We start from the raw sequence: 17,536 nt of genomic DNA, 5'->3' as shown, positions 1-17,536 counted from the left end.
TTGTCCCGGTGCGCCCGGGAAGGCAGGATGGCGGTCATGACGCACGCGATGCTGAAGGGGTCGAACATCCAGCTCCAGACGACGGCCGTGCGCGCCGTGCTGCGCTGGACGCCGGGCACGGGCGTGCATGACGTCGACGCCTCCGCACTGCTGGTGGGCGCGGACGGCCGGGTGCGCTCCGACGAGGACTTCGTCTTCTACAACCAGCCCCGCCACCCGTCCGGACTGGTCCGGCACCTGCCCAAGAGGCGCGAGCCCGAAGGACTGACCGACTCCGTCGAGGTGGAGCTGGCCGGACTGGAGCCGTCCGTGGACCGGGTGCTGCTGACCGCCTCGGCGGACGGCGGCACCTTCGCGGACGTGCGCGATCTGGTGCTGCTGCTGGTGGACACCACCGGCGGGGAGACGGTGGCGCACTTCGAGATCCACCCCGAGACGGGCTCGGAGACGGCGCTGATCTGCGGCGAGCTGTACCGGCGCGGGGACGGCTGGAAGTTCCGCGCGCTGGGACAGGGCTACGACACCGGGCTGACCGGACTGGCGACGGACTTCGGGGTCTCGGTGGAGGAGGGCTCGCCGGCCGCCTCCGGGGAGCCGTCGGGGACGGTTCCGCAGCCGCCGCCGGAGCCGGACCTCCCCGAGCCGGACCCGGTGCCGGCACCCCCGCCGGAGCCCGGTCCCGGCCCGCGTCCCCTTCCCGAGCCCGGGCCGGAGCCCGGACCGGGCCCCGAACCCGCCGCGGCGGCGGCCGGCACCGCCCGGATACCCGACCGGCCCGCCGCGTACGACCACCCGCAGCCACCGGCCCCGCCCGCGTACGGCTACCCGCAGATACCGCCGCCCCCGCCCGTACGGCCGCCCGCGCAGCCACCGGGTCCGCCGCCCCGGCCCGCGTACGGCTACCCGCAGCCCGGCCCGGGCTTCACGCTCCCTCCGCAGGGGCCGCAGTTCGTGGGGCGCTAGACCGGCACGGGGACCGGTCCGGAGCGGGGGCGGGCCGGCGTCACGACCGGCCGCTCTTCTTGAAGCCGCGTCCCCACTGCAGGCCCCAGCCGTAGAGCCGGTCGAGCTCGGACTGGAAGCCGTAGACGTACCGGACCTCCCGGCGCACCACCAGCTGTCCCTTGCCGTCCCGCTCGATCAGCACCACCGCGCACGAGCGCGCGTCGGGCTCCCGCTCGTCCAGGCCGACCTCGATGCGGGGGCCGCTGCTGGGGATCAGTGTGACCACGGCCTGGGTACGGTCGAACGCCGGGGTGCCGTCGTAGATGTAGACGAAGACGAGCAGCCGCTTGATCTTGTCCTTGTGGTCGAGATTGACGTAGATGGTCTCGCCCGATGTCCCGCCGAACCGGTCGTCGCCGCTGAGCTTGACGTACGGCGGCGCGTTGATCTCCCCCAGCAGCCCGCCGAGCGGCTGGACCACGCCCTTGCTGCCGTCCGTCAGCTCGTACAGACAGGCCAGGTCCAGGTCCACCGTCACCACGCCCTGGGTGTGGCCCTGCACCGGGACGGGCTTGAACAGTTCCAGCGGATTGCGCGGCAGCCGGCCGCGCCGCGGCCGGCCGTTGAGGTCTGAGGTCCTCGCCCGCCAGGAGAGGTTGATCTGCAGATGGCCGCTGTCGGCGCCCTGCCGGGTGAGCGAGACCGTCGGGTGCCGTCTGGTCAGCTCCGTCGCGTACGTCGACGAGCCGCCGACGGTGTCGAACCTCGGGCCTCTGCGCATGCCGCCGCGCCAGTTCTCCCACAGGGAGACCATCTCTTCCCACCCCCAGCTCCGGCCGGATCGTCCGCTGCCGTTCCTGTCACGTCCCCCGTTCCCAACGCCGCGGGGCGGCCGCGCGGTTCCACCGCGTGGCCGCCCCGCACAGAGCGTTCCGCAATCGGGCCGCCGTCACACCCCGGAGGGCACTTCCGGCTTCTGCGCCGGGGCGCCGCCCTCGCCGCCCTCACCGCTGCCGGCGGCGTCGGCGCGGTTGTGGCGGATGGAGGTCAAGAAGGCCGCACCGATCAGGGCGACGCCGATGAGGCCGGTGACGACCTCGTTGACGTGCCACCTGATGGTGATGAGCAGCAGGACTCCCAGGGCGCCGATGGCGTAGTGGGCACCGTGCTCCAGGTAGCGGTACTCGTCCAGGGTGCCCTGGCGGACCAGGTAGACGGTCATGGACCGGACGTACATCGCGCCGATGCCCAGGCCGAGCGCGATGATGACCGGATCGTTGGTGATGGCGAAGGCGCCGATGACGCCGTCGAAGGAGAAGGACGCGTCCAGGACCTCCAGGTAGAGGAACATGAAGAACGCCGCCTTGCCCGCGAGCAGCACCGGCGAGGGCTCCCGGCCGGCGCGCTTGGCGGCCTCCTCCGCCTCGTGCTCCTGCTCCTCCTCCTCTTCGATCTTGTTCTCGAAGTGGCTGGAGAGCCCGTTGACGATCAGATAGGTGAGCAGACCCGCGATGCCGGCGAGATAGACCGCCGCGGACTCGTCCGCGTGGCCCTCGTAGAGCACGGCGTTCGTGCCCAGCACACTGCCCGAGACCAGCAGGACGATCAGGGCGATGACCACGGCCAGACCCTCGACCTGGCCGAAGCGGGCCAGCGGGCGCTCGATCGGCTTGAGCCAGTGGATGTCGCGGTCCTGGTCGAAGATGAAGTTGAGGAAGATCATCAACAGGAACATGCCGCCGAAGGCCGCGATCGACGGATGGGCGTCGGTGACCAGCTGCTCGTAGCGCTCCTGGTCGTTCAACGCCAGGTCGACCGCCTCGATCGGCCCGAGCTGGGCCGAGACGGACACGATCACGATGGGGAAGACCAGCCGCATACCGAAGACGGCGATCAGGATGCCGATGGTGAGGAAGATCTTCTGCCAGAAGGCGTTCATCTTCTTCAGCACACCGGCGTTCACGACCGCGTTGTCGAACGACAGCGAGATCTCCAGGATGGAGAGGATCGCCACCAGGGCGAACGCCTCCCACCCCCCGAACAAGAAGGCGGCGACGAGCCCGGCGGCGGTGACGCCGAAGGACCAGCCGAATGTCCTCAGAACCACTGGTTACCCAATCTTCTCTCGCGTGGGAATCCCCCCGCGTCCTGGGCGGCGGAAGACACTCCGCGGGCCCGCTTTACGAAACGTTGACTCCGAAGTCTAGGGCGATGCCCCGCAGGCCCGACGCGTACCCCTGTCCCACCGCGCGGAACTTCCACTCGCCGCCGTACCGGTACAGCTCTCCGAAGATCATGGCCGTCTCCGAGGAGGCGTCCTCGCTCAGGTCGTAGCGGGCCAGCTCGTTGCCGTCCGCCTGGTTGACCACTCTGATGTAGGCGTCGGTGACCTGGCCGAAGGCCTGGCGCCGGGCGTCGGCGTCGTGGATCGACACCGCGAAGACCACCTTGTCGACCCGCTCGGGCACCCGGGGGAGGTCCACCATGATCGTCTCGTCGTCGTCATCCCCCGTTCCGCCGACCAGTTCGTCACCGGTGTGCTCGACGGCGCCCTCGGGGCTGGTGAGGTTGTTGTAGAAGACGAAGTACTCGTCGCCGAGCACCCGCCCGCCCGCGCACAGCAGGGCGCTGGCGTCCAGGTCGAACGCGGCACCCGTGGTGGAACGGGCCTTCCAGCCCAGACCGATCCGGACCTGGGTCAGATCCGGTGCGGCCTTCGAGAGGGAGACATTGCCCCCCTTGGCGAGCGTGACGCCCATGTTCCTGCTTCCTCTCCCCGGTGTGGTGCGCCCAGTGTGATCAAACCGCCCGGCGCCGCACACCTCCCGGTTGTGGAAGTCTGCGGCGCCGGACACTGCCGGGACCGGGTGGAACCGCTCGCCGGCGGACGACGTCCCCGGGACCCGCGGGCCCCTGGGAGATCGGACGAGGATCAGACGTTGACCCCGAAGTCCTGGGCGATGCCGCGCAGGCCGGAGGCGTAGCCCTGGCCGATGGCCCGGAACTTCCACTCCGCGCCGTGGCGGTACAGCTCACCGAAGACCATCGCGGTCTCGGTGGAGGCGTCCTCGCTCAGGTCGTAGCGGGCCAGCTCCCGGCCGTCGGCCTGGTTCACCACGCGGATGTAGGCGTTGCGCACCTGGCCGAAGCTCTGCTGGCGGGCCTCGGCCTCGTAGATCGACACCGGAAAGACGATCTTCGCGACGTCCGCCGGCACCCCGGCCAGGTTCACCTTGATGGCCTCGTCGTCGCCCTCGCCCTCACCGGTGAGGTTGTCGCCGGTGTGCTCGACGGAACCGTCGGGGCTCTTGAGGTTGTTGAAGAAGACGAAGTTCTGGTCGCTGGAGACCTTCCCCTCGGCGTTCGTCAGCAGGGCGCTGGCGTCCAGGTCGAAGTCCGCACCCGTGGTGGTGCGGGCGTCCCAGCCGAGACCCACCATCACGGCGGTCAGGTTGGGTGCCTCCTTGGTCAGCGAGACGTTGCCACCCTTGCTGAGGCTGACTCCCACGAGTCCTCCCGGTTGTTCGTAAGGAGCACCGTGTGCCCCGTATCATCGGATGTCGGTAAACAACGAGTCGATCCTAGTGATCGGTTCCCTGCCCCGGCAGGGTTCTCACAGGCTTTCCAGTGCCTTCGCGTACTCGCCCGGGTCCCGCGCGTCGGACATCGCGTTGACCACCGTCCAGCGCACCACACCCGCCCGGTCGATGACGAAGGTGCCGCGCAGCGGGCAGCCCTTCTCCTCGTCGAGGACGCCGTACGCCCGCGCGGTCTCGCCGTGGGGCCAGAAGTCCGACAGCAGCGGGAAGCCGATCCCCTCCTGCTCGGCGAAGACCCGCAGCGAGAACGGGGAGTCGCACGAGACGGCCAGCAGCTGGACGTCGTCGTTGACGAAGCGGGGCAGCTCGTCGCGCAGGGCGCGCAGCTCGCCGGTGCACACCCCGGTGAAGGCGTAGGGGTAGAAGAGCAGCAGGACGTTCCGCCGGCCCTCGAAGTCCGCCAGCCGCACGGCCTCGCCGTGCTGGCTGCGCAGCTCGAACCCCGGGGCCCGGACGCCCGCCTCGATCGCCATGGACATGTGTCCCCTCGCTGGAAGTCCGCGCATCCACCCTACGCGTCCCCACATGTCGAGCCCCCGTACGGCGGGTGCCGTACGGGGGCTCGGCGGCTCACGAGGCCGCGATGATCAGCGTTTGCCGGTACGGGCGGCCTTGGGGGTGACCAGCCGGCTGCCGGTCCAGTCCTTGCCCGCGTTGACGGTGCTGGTCTGGGCCAGGCCCGCGGTCTGGGCCGCCTCGCCGATGTCGCTCGGCTCGACGTACCCGGGCCGTCCGGTCTTGGGGGTCATCAGCCAGACCGGGGCACCGTCCTCGATCAACGTGATGGCGTCCACCAGCGCGTCCGTCAGATCCCCGTCCTCCTCGCGGAACCACAGGACCACGGCGTCGGCCATGTCGTCGTAGTCGTCACCGACGAGCTCCTGGCCCGTGATGGCCTCGATTCCCTCACGGAGTGCCTGCTCGGCATCCTCGTCGTAGCCGAGCTCCTGGACCACCTGCCCGGGCTGGAAACCCAGCCTTGCGGCAGGGTTGGTCCGCTCCTCCGCGTGGTCCGCGGTCGCGCTCACGGATTGCCTCCTGTCATCTTTCGAAAAGTACGGTGCCCGCGCATACGCGCGAAGCATTGGGCGTAGTCCACACGTGCGGGACCGATCGCGCAAGTACCCCGCCGCCGAGCCAGCCCAAACGTTGACTTGTCGCCGCACACCGCCTCAACCGGCGCGGCGCGTGACACAACTGTATGCCTATTTTGCCCCATTGGGTGCCGAGTATGACGGGGTCGAACGGCCGTACCCGGATCACATGCGCGACAGGCGTAGGGTTGCCGTTCGGCCGGTCAACGTCCCGGCCGCGCCGGCCCGGGCGTCCGGACATCTCACAAAGTGGTGTTACCCCTCGGTAGAGATGACGTATCCGCCCCTGCGGTACACGATGGGAGACGGCGCGACACCCCGACAGAGCAAGACCTAACAGCGAAGGAACAGCGTGGCTTCCGGATCCGATCGCAACCCGATCATCATTGGTGGCCTTCCCAGCCAGGTCCCGGACTTCGATCCCGAGGAGACCCGGGAATGGCTCGACTCGCTCGACGCGGCCGTCGACGAGCGGGGCCGGGAACGTGCCCGCTACCTGATGCTCCGCCTCATCGAGCGGGCCCGCGAGAAGCGGGTGGCCGTGCCCGAGATGCGCAGCACGGACTACGTCAACACCATCGCCACCAAGGACGAGCCGTTCTTCCCCGGCAACGAGGAGATCGAGCGCAAGATCCTCAACGCGACCCGCTGGAACGCGGCCGTGATGGTGTCCCGAGCGCAGCGGCCGGGCATCGGGGTGGGCGGCCACATCGCCACCTTCGCCTCCTCGGCCTCGCTGTACGACGTGGGCTTCAACCACTTCTTCCGCGGCAAGGACGCCGGTGACGGCGGTGACCAGGTCTTCTTCCAGGGTCACGCCTCCCCGGGCATCTATGCCCGCGCCTTCCTTCTCGACCGGCTCACCGAGACCCAGCTCGACGGGTTCCGCCAGGAGAAGTCGAAGTACCCCGAGGGGCTGTCCAGCTACCCGCACCCGCGGTCGATGCCGGACTTCTGGGAGTTCCCGACGGTCTCCATGGGCCTGGGCCCGATCAGCGCGATCTACCAGGCCCGGATGAACCGCTACATGGAGGCGCGCGGCGTCGCCGACACCTCCAGGAGCCACGTGTGGGCGTTCCTCGGCGACGGCGAGATGGACGAGCCGGAGTCGCTCGGCCAGCTCTCCATCGCCGCCCGCGAGGGCCTGGACAACCTGACCTTCGTCGTCAACTGCAACCTCCAGCGGCTCGACGGCCCGGTGCGCGGCAACGGCAAGATCATCCAGGAGCTGGAGTCGTACTTCCGCGGTGCCGGCTGGAACGTGATCAAGCTGGTCTGGGACCGCTCCTGGGACCCGCTGCTGGCGCAGGACCGCGACGGTGTGCTGGTCAACAAGCTGAATACCACCCCCGACGGCCAGTTCCAGACGTACGCCACCGAGACCGGCGCGTACATCCGCGAGCACTTCTTCGGCGGTGACCACCGGCTGCGCCGGATGGTCGAGGACATGACCGACGAGCAGATCCTCCACCTGGGCCGCGGCGGCCACGACCACCGCAAGGTGTACGCGGCCTACAAGGCGGCCCGGGAGCACAAGGGCCAGCCGACGGTGATCCTGGCCCAGACGGTCAAGGGCTGGACGCTGGGGCCGAACTTCGAGGGCCGCAACGCCACCCACCAGATGAAGAAGCTGACGGTCGAGGACCTCAAGCGCTTCCGCGACCGGCTGCACCTGCCGATCTCCGACAAGGACCTGGAGTCCGGCCTGCCCCCGTACTACCACCCGGGGCGGGACTCCGAGGAGATCCAGTACATGCACGACCGGCGGCGGGAGCTGGACGGCTACGTGCCCACCCGCGTGGTCCGCGCCAAGCCGCTGGCGCTGCCGGGCGACAAGACCTACGCCACGGTGAAGAAGGGCTCCGGCCAGCAGCAGGTGGCCACCACGATGGCCTTCGTGCGGCTGCTGAAGGACCTGATGCGGGACAAGGAGATCGGCAGGCGGTTCGTGCTGATCGCGCCCGACGAGTACCGCACCTTCGGCATGGACTCGTTCTTCCCCTCGGCCAAGATCTACAACCCGCTGGGCCAGACCTACGAGTCGGTGGACCGCGAGCTGCTGCTGGCCTACAAGGAGGCCCCGAACGGCCAGATGCTGCACGACGGCATCTCCGAGGCAGGCTGCACGGCCTCGCTGATCGCCGCGGGATCGGCCTACGCCACCCACGGCGAGCCGCTGATCCCGGTCTACGTCTTCTACTCGATGTTCGGCTTCCAGCGGACCGGCGACCAGTTCTGGCAGATGGCCGACCAGCTCGCGCGCGGCTTCGTGCTCGGCGCCACCGCCGGCCGCACCACGCTGACGGGCGAGGGGCTGCAGCACGCGGACGGCCACTCCCAGCTGCTGGCCTCGACCAACCCGGCCTGCGTCTCCTACGACCCGGCCTTCGGCTTCGAGATCGCCCACATCGTGCGGGACGGTCTGCGCCGGATGTACGGCGAGAACGCCGAGGACGTCTTCTACTACCTGACCGTCTACAACGAGCCGATCAGGCAGCCCGCCGAGCCCGAGAACGTGGACGCCGAGGGCATCATCAAGGGCCTGTACCGCTACCGGGAGGGCGAGGCGGGGTCGATCCCGGCCCAGGTCCTCGCCTCGGGTGTGGCGCTGCCCTGGGCCCTGGAAGCCCAGCGCATCCTCGCCGAGGAGTGGGACGTCCGGGCGGACGTCTGGTCGGCCACCTCCTGGAACGAACTGCGCCGGGAGGCCGTCGAGACCGAGAAGCACAACCTGCTCCGCCCGGAGGAGGAGCAGCGCGTGCCGTATGTGACCCGCAAGCTCCAGGGCACCGAGGGCCCGGTACTGGCCGTCTCGGACTGGATGCGCTCGGTACCGGACCAGATCGCCCGCTGGGTGCCGAACCGGTACCAGTCGCTGGGCACGGACGGCTTCGGCTTCGCCGACACCCGCGGCGCCGCCCGGCGCTACTTCCACATCGACGCCGAGTCGATCGTCCTGGGCGTGCTCACCGAGCTGGCCGGGGAGGGGAAGGTGGACCGCTCCGTGCTGAAGCAGGCCATCGACCGCTACCAGCTGCTCGACGTGTCCGCCGCCGACCCGGGTTCCGCCGGCGGCGACGCCTGACGGACTCCAGGGACGGGCCGGGGGCGGGACGGAGAGGTCTCCGTCCCGCCCCCGGCCGTCCTCGGCCGCCGCCGGCGGTCAGACCTGTGCGGGGCGGATCCGTGGGCCGTCCGCGAGGTCCGGATCCGCGGGCCGGATCCGGACCGGTGTCCCGGTCAGGGCCACAGCCCCCACGGCGCGGGCGCGGTGGCCAGCCATATCAGGGCGAGTACGGTGTCGATCGCGCCCAGGACGATGGCCACCAGGGCCGGCTTGGACCGGGCCCCGATCCAGCGGCGGCCCATGGCGAGCCAGCCGCAGACCATCGCGATGGGGCCGAGAACGAAACCCATCACGAAGAATCCGGCGACCGCGCAGACCAGGCCGATGATCCCGAACGTCGAGCGTTCGTCGCCGCTGAGATCCCCACCGCCGCGCTTCTTGCCTTCGAAGTACCGCGTGCCCGTCATCTTCCCTCCCGGGCTCGTCGAGTCGGGCTGTGACTCCGGATACCCCGAGTCCCCCGTACGATGCCGGGCATGGCGGACATACAGGCCCGGGAACGCTGGGAGCAACGGACGCAAGGACCACTGCTGCTGCTGTCGGTGCTCTTCGCCGTCGCCTATGCCGTGCCGATCGTGCGCCCGGATGTCGCCCCGTGGGTCAAGGACGCGTGCCGGGCCGTGGAGTGGGGTGTCTGGGCGGTCTTCGCCGTGGACTACGCGGTACGCCTCTGGCTGAGCCCCCGGCGGTGGCGGTTCGTCCGCGGGCAGCCGCTCGCGCTGCTCGCCGTGCTCCTCCCCCTGCTCCAGCCGCTGCGGCTGCTGCGGCTGGTGTCCGCCCTGCTGCTGGTGGGACAGCGGGCACGTATGGTCTCCCGGGTACGGGTGACCACCTATGTGGCCGGGTCCTGCGCGGGACTGCTGGTGTTCGGTTCGCTGGCCGTGCTGGAGGTGGAGCGGAAGGCCCCGGAAGGCAACATCGAGACACTCGGTGACGCGGTGTGGTGGTCCTTCACCACCATGACCACGGTCGGTTACGGCGATCTGGCGCCGACCACCGGTGTGGGCCGGCTGCTGGCCGTCGGGCTGATGCTCTCGGGAATCGCCCTGCTCGGCGTGGTCACCGCGAACATCGCCGCCTGGTTCATCGCGCGGTTCGACGAGGAGGAGGCCATCGAGCAACGGCAGACGGCGGCGATCGAGGCGCTCACGGCCGAGGTGCGGGCGCTGCGGACAGAGGTCGCGGAGCTGCGGGAGGAGCGGGCGGCCCCGGGGGGTCCCGACGCCGGTCCCGCCTCCGGCACGGCCGGGCACCTCAGTTCTCCCAGATCTTGACGGCCCGCACCCGGTAGGGCATCCGGGGGGACCAGGAGCCGGACGGGTAGGTCTCGAACTCCCCGGTCTCGGCGCACTCCGCACTCTGATAGGCCGTCACGGGCCTGCCGGTGCGGTTGGCCAGCGAGGCGACGGACGCGCCGCGGGGCAGCGGCACACAGCTCTCGATGTCGGTGTCCGCCAGTTCGCGGGCGTGGCGCTGCCCGCGGAAGTCCTCCACCTCCCACAGGCACAGCTGCCCGGCCGCGCACGCCCCCAGCCGTACCGCCCCGGGTGGCGCGGCGGCGGTCCGCGGGGCCAGCGCCGCCAGCAGCGCCAGTGCCGTCAGCAGCACCAGGAGCAGAGTGGCGGCCGCCGGAAGGGCCGGCGGCGCGGGACGGGCCACCGCGCGGGCTCCCCGGACGCCTCGGCCGTACCGGCCGTGACGGACTTCCCGGCTGATCCCGTGGCTCCGGGTGTCGCGGTCGTCCTGTGTGCGGTACATGTGGATCACTCCCCGTGTCGGTCGTGTGATCAGCTTCGGCGCGGACCGGTTGGCGCGCCAAGGGCGGACCGCCTGATTCACCAGGACGGGTAACGGAGTTGTCCACAACCGCTCTGTCGTCCACAGCTCGTGTGCTTCCCCCCGGACGACCTGCCCGGACGGGTAGGGTGCCCTGCACCGACACGGTCGGCGGGAGGTGAGCGGAGTGACCGGACTGCGTGAACGCAAGAAGCAGCGCACCCGGGACGCGCTGATCCGCACGGCCCACGAGTTGTTCGTCACCCAGGGGTACGAACGCACCACGGTCGACGAGATCGCCGACGCCGTGGAGGTCTCCCAGCGGACCTTCTTCCGCTACTTCGCGAACAAGGAGGAGGTGGCCTTCGTCCTCCAGCGGATGGTCGAGGAGCGCTTCTTCGCCGCCGTCGCCGAGCGTCCCGGCCACGAGACGCCGATACAGGTGCTGGGCAACGCGCTCGGCAACTCCTGGCACGGCATCAGGGAGGCCATCCGGGAGGTCGTGCCGATCGAGCTGTACATGCGGATGTGGCAGCTCATCGAGACGACCCCGGCCCTGGTCGCCGTCCATCTGCGCCACTCCGCCGAGCAGGGCGACCGGCTCGCCGCCGAGCTCGCCCGACGGGCCGGTGTCGATCCGGAGGGCGACCCGCGGCCGCATGTGCTGGTCGCCGCGTTCGCGGGAGTGATACAGCTCGCGGGACGCCGCTGGGCCGCCGGTGACGACGTGACCGTCGACGGCGCCAGAAGGCTCTTCCAGGGCTACCTGGGCATGCTCGGTCCGGCGCTGACCGAGAACTGGGGCCCGGCCCCGGAGGAACGCGGGACGGGCCACACGGCTGACGGGCGCTTCCGCGCCTCCCCCGGGACGGCAGAGGGGTGACTCCGGTCTCCCCCGCCGCCGGCGCCGGGCGCCCGACCACCACCGGGGCGAAGGCCGCGGCGGCTGCTTCGCGCCGGGCACCGGCCGTCCTGACGGCCGTGGGCGCGGGTGCCCCGCGAGGCCCCGCCGGGAGGCCGGTCGGCGGGCACGGCACGGCTCGGGCACGGCCGGTGTGACGCGCGTAGTCGCGGCGGGGAGGACGACCGCACGGCCGCCGCATACGATAACCCGCATGGGTGACGTACTGGCCGGAACCAACTCCTCCTGGGAGTTCGACACCGACTCCGTGCTCATCCGCTTCGAACGGGGGATCCGCACACCGAAGCTGTTCCACGTCCTGGGTGAACGGCGCGTTCCGTACGAGGCGCTGAGCTCGGTCGGGCTGACGCCCGGCCCCCGGCGGGGGACGGTGGTGCTGCGCGCCGAACCGCGGCCGGGCGCCGATCCGCTCATGGAGGCGGCCGCCGGGCAGCTCAGGGAGACCAGCGACCCCTACCGCCTGGTGCTGCCGGCCTCCCGGGAGAAGCGGGCGGCCGCCCTGGCCGACGAGCTGCGCGCCGCGCTCGGCCCGGTGGCCGCCGAGCCCGCCGACCGCCATCTGGTCGCCGCGCCCCCACCGCCGCTGCACTTCAAGGCGTACGACGGCAAGGTCTCCTTCGACAGAGGAACGGTGTCCTTCCGCTGGTTCTGGACCGGGGCCTCCTCGGCGAAGTGGAAGGCGGGCGACCAGCGGTTCGGCGTCGGCGAGCTGACGGGGGTCGTATGGCGCTCGCCCGAGGTCGTGGGCGGCCATCTGCGACTGGTCCGCCGTGACGAGCACGGGCCGCACCCCGGCCGGGAGTCCCTGGAGCCGGACCAGGATCCGGCGGCCGTCGTCTTCGGGCTGGGATACGGCCTGGTGCACGAGTCGCTGCCGCTGGCCGCCTCGGTGCTGGCGGCGGTACGGGCGGCCGGAGCGGACCCGGCCGCCCGGGATCCGGCCCCGCCCCCCGCCCCCGCCGGACCGGCCGTGTTTCCGGACGGTCCGCCCCGCTCCGCCCCCTCCGACGTCGCCGACCGCATCCGGCAGCTGGGCGAACTGCACGAGGCCGGGTTGCTCACCGACGACGAGTTCGGCGCGAAGAAGGCCGAGCTGCTGGCCGAGTTGTGACGGCCGCGGCGTACGGTCGCCCACCGGGCGGCGGCCCCCCCGGGGCCGCCGTGCGCGGGCGGGCAGGACCGCTCCCCGGCCCGGTGGTCCGGACGCTCCCGGAGCTCGCCGGGCCTCAGGCCCTTTCCGACGCCCGGCGGGCGTCCGCATAGAAGTCGATCTTGAAATCGAGGACCGCCAGGGCTCCCTGGAGTTCGGCGATCCTGCGCCGTACGTCCTCGCGCGCGGCACGCAGCAGTTCCTGCCGTTCGGCGAAGGTGTGGTCGCCCTCCCGCACCAGCTCGGCGTAGCGCACCATGTCCGCGACCGGCATGCCGGTCAGCCGGAGCTTTCCGACGAAGGACAGCCAGTCCAGGTCCTGGTTGGTGAAGCGGCGCTGACCGGTGTGCGAGCGGTCGACATCCGGCAGCAGCCCGATCCGCTCGTACCAGCGCAGCGTGTGGGCGCTCAACCCGGTGAACGCGGCGACCTCGCTGATCAGGTAACGGTCCTGCCCGTCCGGCCGCGGGTGCCTCACCTCCGCCGACGCGCACTGGGCCGACCGGGGGTCCGACGGAATCCCGGCCACGGTGCCGTCCGGCCGCTGGGGCTGGGGGGGCTGCGTCTGCGTCTGCGTCACGGTCATGACTCAACGCTACGGAGTTAGAGTGCACTCCAGGCAAGGGGGACCGGCGGCGGAGCCCGCGGTTCCCCCGCACACCCCGCCGTCGGTCCCCCGCCCTTCCCCCGTGCCGCCCCGCGTTAGGCTCGGGGCGTGACTCCGCTCCCCCACCTGTCGAGAGGGGGCTTCCGGCCCGAAGGCCGCGGTCCAGCCCGAACCGCCCCCTTCCGGGACGAACGGAGAATTACCGCACATCAGGGAAGTGATTCCCCCACCGACTGAAGCCGGTGGTTCGTTCCCCACTAGGACGCATATGAAGAGCCTGCGCACGATCGATGACTGGCCGGTCACCACGGCGGCGGCCGCCGTGGTACGCGCCGACGGCACGGTGGCCGGCACGCACGGCCCCGCTGACCGGCGCTTCCCCCTCGCCTCGGTGACCAAGCCGCTCGCGGCGTACGCCGTGCTGGTCGCCGCCGAGGAGGGCGCGGTCGAGCTGGACGAGCCGGCCGGGCCGGAGGGCTCGACGGTGCGGCACCTGCTCGCCCACACCTCCGGTCTCGCCTTCGACGAACAGCGCACCATGGCCGGGCCCGGCACCCGCCGGATCTACTCCAACACCGGTTTCGAGGTGCTCGGCGACCATCTGGCCAAGGCCACCGACATCCCCTTCCCCGAGTACCTGCGCCAGGCCGTCCTGGCGCCGCTGGGCATGACCGCCACCGAACTGCCCGGTTCCCCCGCCAAGGACGCCGTCTCCACCCTGGCCGATCTGGTCCGTTTCGCCGCCGAACTCCAGGCCCCGCGGCTGCTGGACCCGCGGACCGTGGCCGGAGCCGTCTCGGTGGCCTTCCCCGGACTGCCCGGTGTCCTGCCCGGCTACGGCAACCAGAGGCCCAACGACTGGGGCCTGGGCTTCGAGATCCGCGGCGGCAAGTCGCCGCACTGGACGGGCTCCGCCTCCTCGCCGCGCACCTTCGGCCACTTCGGGCAGTCGGGCACGTTCCTGTGGGTGGACCCGGACGCGGGCGCCGCCTGCGCGGTGCTGACGGACCGTGACTTCGGGCCCTGGGCGATCGACGCCTGGCCGTCGTTCACCGACGCGGTGCTGGCGGAACTGCGGCGGAACGGCTGAACGCGCCCGCACGGCCGGCCCGACCGCACGGAGCGCGTCGGCACCGTACATCGCACGGAACCGCCGTACATCGCATAGCACTGCCGTACACCGCACGCCCGGGAGGCACTCTTGTCCCTCCGGCACGACCGGTTAACGTCGCACGCGCACGCGACGACCGATCCCATCGGAGGACATGCAGCCCATGAGAAGGAGATCGCCCTTAACCGGCCTGGTGGCCGCGGTGGCCCTCGCGGCCACCGTCTTCACCGCCTCCGCCGTGACCGGCTCCCTGGGGCCCCAGGAGAACCGCGCCGGGACCGGCCCCGCCGCCCACCACCCGTCGAAGAAGAGCGGGCACTGGGTCAACACCTGGGTCTCGATGCCGCAGCTGACGGAGCCGCACAACATGCCGCCGGAGCCGTTCACCCAGGACGGCCTGGTCATGGAGGACACCACGCTGCGGCAGACCGTCCGCGTCTCGACCGGCGGGAACAAGCTGCGGCTGCGCTTCTCCAACGCCTTCGGCGGCACGGCGCTGCCCATCACCGCGGCCTCCGTGGCGCTGCCGCTCGACGGGAGGGCCGGGGTCAGCGCGATCGAGCCGGGCACGTCCCGCCCGCTGACCTTCAACGGCCGCCCCGGCACGGTGATCCCGGTCGGGGCGCAGATGGTCTCCGATCCCCTCGACCTGAAGGTGGCACCGGGGACCAACCTCACCGTGACGGTCTATCTGGCCGAGGGGCAGGCCTCCGAGGAGATCACCTCGCACCCCGGTTCCCGGACCACCTCGTACCTGCTGCGGGGCAACCACCTCGGCGAGGCCGACCTGCCCGGGGCGACGCCCACCGACCACTGGTACTTCCTCAGCGGCATCGAGGCGTGGTCCAGGCCGTCCACCAGGGCGGTCGCCATCGTGGGCGACTCGCTGACCGACGGCCGGGGCTCCACCACCAACGCGAACAACCGCTGGCCCGACCAGTGGTTCGACCGGCTGCAGTCCCGCCGGAGCACCTCCGGCATCGCCGTGCTGAACCAGGGGGCCGGCGGCAACCGGGTGCTGAACGACGGCCTGGGTCCCAACGTCCTGGCCCGGCTGGACCGCGACGTGCTGGCGCAGAGCGGCGTCGAGTGGCTGATCGTCTTCGAGGGCATCAACGACATCGGCACCGCGGAGCCGGCCGAGGCCGCCCAGAAGCAGGTGGCGGACGACCTGATCGCGGCCTACGAGCAGATCGTCACCCGCGCCCACGCGCAGGGCATCAAGGTGTACGGCGCGACGCTGCTGCCCTTCAGCGGCAACGACTACTACGCCGACCCCACCGGCAACCGCGAGGCGGCCCGGCAGCGGGTCAACGAGTGGATCCGCACCAGCGGTGAGTTCGACGCGGTGCTCGACTTCGACCGGGTGGTGCGCGACCCGCGGAACCCGGACCGGCTGCACCCGGACGTCCACGACGGCGACTGGCTGCACCTGAACCCCGAGGGCTACGGGATGCTGGCCGCCGCCATCCCCGGCAGGCTGTTCCGGTAGGCCGTCCGGCAGACCGTGCCGCCGCCCCCGGTGCCGCGCCCGCGGCGGCACCGGGGGCGGTGCCCTCTCCGGGACCCGGAGGCGTCCCGGGCCCTCTGCTCAGGGCACCAGCGGACCGGCCAGCACCCGCAGCCCGGCGGCGCGGTCGCCCTCCCAGGCCACCGCGCCGCCGTCGGCGGGCAGGCGCCCCCACAGCACCAGCAGCAGCCGCTCGGCGGGGGCGGACAGGGTGGCGGCCGAGGTGCCCGGACCGTACGTCCACGACGCGCCGGTGTCCGTGGCGGTCAGCCGTACGGCGCGGTCCGGCGGCCGGGCCCGGCCGCGTGCGAGCTGGCGCGGGGCCATCGTGTCGAACACCTCGGCCACGCCCTCGCCGGCCGTCTCCGGGTCCAGCGGACGGGCCGCGCCCAGGGCGTGTTCGGCGTCCCAGCGATGCACCAGGGTCTCCAGGGCGCGGCGCCGCCGCCAGAAGCCGACCGTGTGCGGCGGGTGGAACGTCCAGGCCGGGGCGGACGGATCGGCCGCCAGGGCGTCCAGCAGCACCGCGCACGTCCCGTCGAACCAGCGCGCCAGGGCGGCCGGCTCCCCGGGCGCCGGCGGGGGCCGCAGCCCGCCGTGGCCCTCGGTCACGGCGGCCGCCGCCCACAGGTTGCCCCGGCCCAGATGGGCGGCGAGGTCGTGCAGCGTCCACTCCCCGCAGTGCGTCACCGGGGCGGACAGGCTCCGGTGGCCGTCGTCCAGGCAGGCCCGGAAGGCGCCGAGTTCGCGTCGCAGCCGGCCGAGGAGGAGGTCGGGATCCACGGCGGAAGCCTACGGGGTCCGGGCCCGCGGGGCGGCCCGCCCCGTCAGCCGTAGGACGGCTCCGAGTGCATCTCCCAGATCAGCGCCTCGGCCCCGGACGCCTCCCCGGCGGCCTCCAGGCCCTCGGCGTCCGTGACGCGCGCCGCGTCGCCCGGCCCCAGCAACTCCCCGCCGAGGCGCAGACCGCCGCGCACCAGATGGACGTACACCCACGGCGCGTCCGGGACCGCCGTGCGCTCCCCCGCGCCCAGCCTCCGTACGTGCAGCACCGCGTCCGCGCGGGCCAGCGCGTACGGGGTGCCGTCCGCGATGCCGCGCACCACCTCGTACTCGGCCTCGCCGCCGAACACCCCCGGCACCAGCCACATCTGCACGAACCGCAGCGGCTCGGCGCCGGCGTTGCGCTCCACGTGCCGGATGCCCCGCCCGGCGCTCAGCCGCTGGACGTCGCCGGGACGGACCACCACCCGGCGCCCGGCCGAGTCCTCGTGCGTCAGCTCCCCCTCGACCACCCAGGTCACGAGCTCCACATCCGCGTGCGGATGCTCGGCGAAGCCCGCGCCCGGCGCGAGCCGTTCCTCGTTGCAGGCGACCAGCAGCCCGAAGCGCACGTTGCCCGGGTCGTAGAAGCCCGAGAAGGAGAAGGCGTGCCGCGTCTCGATCCCGGCCGCCTCGTCCCCGCCCCGGTAGCGGTCGACCTCACGCCATACACGCAGCATCCCTCCACGGTACGCGGCTGCCCGCATGCCGTCACACCGCGGCCGGAAGCCCCCGGTTCCGTCCTCCCCGCGGGCGGCTTGCCGCTTTCGGTGGTTGTTTGGCCGATCGTCCCTCCGGCCCCCGCCGCCGCCCCCTAGCGTGACCGGCAGTGACGGAAGCGCAGCCCCGCGTCGCCAGCGGGGCGGGGAAGAA

General features: G+C 71.9%; 18 protein-coding genes. 7 read left to right on the top strand and 11 right to left on the bottom strand.

Annotated elements, in window-relative coordinates; genetic code table 11:
* Positions 1–36: 36 nt before the first annotated feature.
* Positions 37–963 (top strand): TerD family protein, encoded by a 927-nt coding sequence (locus V1L54_RS10170; protein ID WP_330117591.1) that lies wholly within the window; start codon positions 37–39, stop codon positions 961–963.
* Positions 964–1,003: 40 nt separating this feature from the next.
* Here the strand turns inward: V1L54_RS10170 and V1L54_RS10165 are convergent, their stop codons facing one another.
* From V1L54_RS10165 to V1L54_RS10140, 6 genes are all read right to left on the bottom strand, one after another.
* Positions 1,004–1,759 carry a Tellurium resistance gene (locus V1L54_RS10165; protein ID WP_330117590.1) on the bottom strand — a complete coding sequence of 252 codons (756 nt, stop codon included), beginning with the start codon at positions 1,757–1,759 and terminating at the stop codon, positions 1,004–1,006.
* A 135-nt stretch (positions 1,760–1,894) separates the two neighbouring features.
* Positions 1,895–3,052 carry a DUF475 domain-containing protein gene (locus tag V1L54_RS10160; protein ID WP_330117589.1) on the bottom strand — a complete coding sequence of 386 codons (1,158 nt, stop codon included), beginning with the start codon at positions 3,050–3,052 and terminating at the stop codon, positions 1,895–1,897.
* Between the two features lie 73 nt (positions 3,053–3,125).
* Positions 3,126–3,704: a TerD family protein gene (locus V1L54_RS10155; RefSeq protein ID WP_330117588.1), complete on the bottom strand. Its 579-nt coding sequence runs from the start codon at positions 3,702–3,704 to the stop codon at positions 3,126–3,128.
* 173 nt (positions 3,705–3,877) lie between these two features.
* The gene (locus V1L54_RS10150; protein WP_330117587.1) at positions 3,878–4,453 is read right to left on the bottom strand and encodes a TerD family protein; all 576 of its coding nucleotides are present in this window, start codon (positions 4,451–4,453) and stop codon (positions 3,878–3,880) included.
* A 105-nt stretch (positions 4,454–4,558) separates the two neighbouring features.
* Entirely contained in the window at positions 4,559–5,017 is a 459-nt protein-coding gene (locus V1L54_RS10145; protein WP_330117780.1) for a peroxiredoxin, read from the bottom strand.
* Between the two features lie 114 nt (positions 5,018–5,131).
* The gene (locus V1L54_RS10140) at positions 5,132–5,572 is read right to left on the bottom strand and encodes a DUF3052 domain-containing protein (protein WP_100204990.1); all 441 of its coding nucleotides are present in this window, start codon (positions 5,570–5,572) and stop codon (positions 5,132–5,134) included.
* A 418-nt stretch (positions 5,573–5,990) separates the two neighbouring features.
* Here V1L54_RS10140 and aceE point away from each other — a divergent pair, with 418 nt between their 5' ends.
* On the top strand, positions 5,991–8,723 hold the full coding sequence (gene aceE, locus V1L54_RS10135) for a pyruvate dehydrogenase (acetyl-transferring), homodimeric type (RefSeq protein ID WP_330117586.1): 2,733 nt from the start codon (positions 5,991–5,993) through the stop codon (positions 8,721–8,723).
* Between the two features lie 155 nt (positions 8,724–8,878).
* Here aceE and V1L54_RS10130 read toward each other — a convergent pair whose 3' ends face one another.
* On the bottom strand, positions 8,879–9,172 hold the full coding sequence (locus V1L54_RS10130) for a small hydrophobic protein (protein WP_330117585.1): 294 nt from the start codon (positions 9,170–9,172) through the stop codon (positions 8,879–8,881).
* Between the two features lie 60 nt (positions 9,173–9,232).
* On the opposite strand from V1L54_RS10130, the gene V1L54_RS10125 reads away from it, so the two are divergent.
* Positions 9,233–10,039 carry a potassium channel family protein gene (locus tag V1L54_RS10125; RefSeq protein ID WP_330117584.1) on the top strand — a complete coding sequence of 269 codons (807 nt, stop codon included), beginning with the start codon at positions 9,233–9,235 and terminating at the stop codon, positions 10,037–10,039.
* On the opposite strand, the gene V1L54_RS10120 is transcribed toward V1L54_RS10125, so the two are convergent.
* The gene (locus V1L54_RS10120) at positions 10,020–10,424 is read right to left on the bottom strand and encodes a peptidase inhibitor family I36 protein (protein WP_443076571.1); all 405 of its coding nucleotides are present in this window, start codon (positions 10,422–10,424) and stop codon (positions 10,020–10,022) included. The two genes, V1L54_RS10125 and V1L54_RS10120, sit on opposite strands and share 20 nt — an antisense overlap.
* A 304-nt stretch (positions 10,425–10,728) precedes the next feature.
* Between V1L54_RS10120 and V1L54_RS10115 the strand changes: the two genes are divergently transcribed.
* Both V1L54_RS10115 and V1L54_RS10110 read left to right on the top strand, forming a co-directional pair.
* Positions 10,729–11,424, top strand: a complete 696-nt coding sequence (locus V1L54_RS10115; RefSeq protein WP_330117583.1) for a TetR/AcrR family transcriptional regulator — start codon at positions 10,729–10,731, stop codon at positions 11,422–11,424.
* Between the two features lie 232 nt (positions 11,425–11,656).
* Positions 11,657–12,574 carry a DUF4429 domain-containing protein gene (locus V1L54_RS10110; RefSeq protein ID WP_330117582.1) on the top strand — a complete coding sequence of 306 codons (918 nt, stop codon included), beginning with the start codon at positions 11,657–11,659 and terminating at the stop codon, positions 12,572–12,574.
* A 115-nt stretch (positions 12,575–12,689) separates the two neighbouring features.
* Here V1L54_RS10110 and V1L54_RS10105 read toward each other — a convergent pair whose 3' ends face one another.
* On the bottom strand, positions 12,690–13,199 hold the full coding sequence (locus V1L54_RS10105) for a MerR family transcriptional regulator (RefSeq protein ID WP_330117581.1): 510 nt from the start codon (positions 13,197–13,199) through the stop codon (positions 12,690–12,692).
* A 289-nt stretch (positions 13,200–13,488) separates the two neighbouring features.
* On the opposite strand from V1L54_RS10105, the gene V1L54_RS10100 reads away from it, so the two are divergent.
* Together V1L54_RS10100 and V1L54_RS10095 are read left to right on the top strand one after the other, a co-directional pair.
* Positions 13,489–14,310, top strand: coding sequence for a serine hydrolase domain-containing protein (locus V1L54_RS10100; RefSeq protein ID WP_330117580.1), 822 nt, complete (start codon positions 13,489–13,491; stop codon positions 14,308–14,310).
* Positions 14,311–14,494: 184 nt separating this feature from the next.
* A complete protein-coding gene (locus V1L54_RS10095) occupies positions 14,495–15,823 on the top strand; it encodes an SGNH/GDSL hydrolase family protein (protein WP_330117579.1) in 1,329 nt (442 codons plus the stop codon).
* A gap of 99 nt (positions 15,824–15,922) precedes the next feature.
* Here the strand turns inward: V1L54_RS10095 and V1L54_RS10090 are convergent, their stop codons facing one another.
* Positions 15,923–16,624, bottom strand: coding sequence for a maleylpyruvate isomerase family mycothiol-dependent enzyme (locus V1L54_RS10090; RefSeq protein ID WP_330117578.1), 702 nt, complete (start codon positions 16,622–16,624; stop codon positions 15,923–15,925).
* 44 nt (positions 16,625–16,668) lie between these two features.
* Positions 16,669–17,343 (bottom strand): pirin family protein, encoded by a 675-nt coding sequence (locus V1L54_RS10085; protein WP_100204976.1) that lies wholly within the window; start codon positions 17,341–17,343, stop codon positions 16,669–16,671.
* Between the last annotated feature and the right edge of the window lie 193 nt (positions 17,344–17,536).

Origin of the sequence: Streptomyces rubellus (genome assembly GCF_036323805.1) — a bacterium.
Classification (GTDB): Bacteria; Actinomycetota; Actinomycetes; order Streptomycetales; family Streptomycetaceae; genus Streptomyces.
This window is presented reverse-complemented; position numbering and strand designations above follow the sequence as displayed.

Bases quoted from the DNA above. Each gene is read 5' to 3' on its own strand.
- V1L54_RS10170 (WP_330117591.1), top strand. From the start codon at position 37: ATGACGCACGCGATGCTGAAGGGGTCGAACATCCAGCTCCAGACGACG.
- V1L54_RS10165 (WP_330117590.1), bottom strand. From the start codon at position 1,759: ATGGTCTCCCTGTGGGAGAACTGGCGCGGCGGCATGCGCAGAGGCCCG.
- V1L54_RS10155 (WP_330117588.1), bottom strand. From the start codon at position 3,704: ATGGGCGTCACGCTCGCCAAGGGGGGCAATGTCTCCCTCTCGAAGGCC.
- V1L54_RS10145 (WP_330117780.1), bottom strand. From the start codon at position 5,017: ATGGCGATCGAGGCGGGCGTCCGGGCCCCGGGGTTCGAGCTGCGCAGC.
- V1L54_RS10130 (WP_330117585.1), bottom strand. From the start codon at position 9,172: ATGACGGGCACGCGGTACTTCGAAGGCAAGAAGCGCGGCGGTGGGGAT.
- V1L54_RS10125 (WP_330117584.1), top strand. From the start codon at position 9,233: ATGCCGGGCATGGCGGACATACAGGCCCGGGAACGCTGGGAGCAACGG.
- V1L54_RS10110 (WP_330117582.1), top strand. From the start codon at position 11,657: ATGGGTGACGTACTGGCCGGAACCAACTCCTCCTGGGAGTTCGACACC.
- V1L54_RS10105 (WP_330117581.1), bottom strand. From the start codon at position 13,199: ATGACCGTGACGCAGACGCAGACGCAGCCCCCCCAGCCCCAGCGGCCG.
- V1L54_RS10100 (WP_330117580.1), top strand. From the start codon at position 13,489: ATGAAGAGCCTGCGCACGATCGATGACTGGCCGGTCACCACGGCGGCG.
- V1L54_RS10095 (WP_330117579.1), top strand. From the start codon at position 14,495: ATGAGAAGGAGATCGCCCTTAACCGGCCTGGTGGCCGCGGTGGCCCTC.
- V1L54_RS10085 (WP_100204976.1), bottom strand. From the start codon at position 17,343: ATGCTGCGTGTATGGCGTGAGGTCGACCGCTACCGGGGCGGGGACGAG.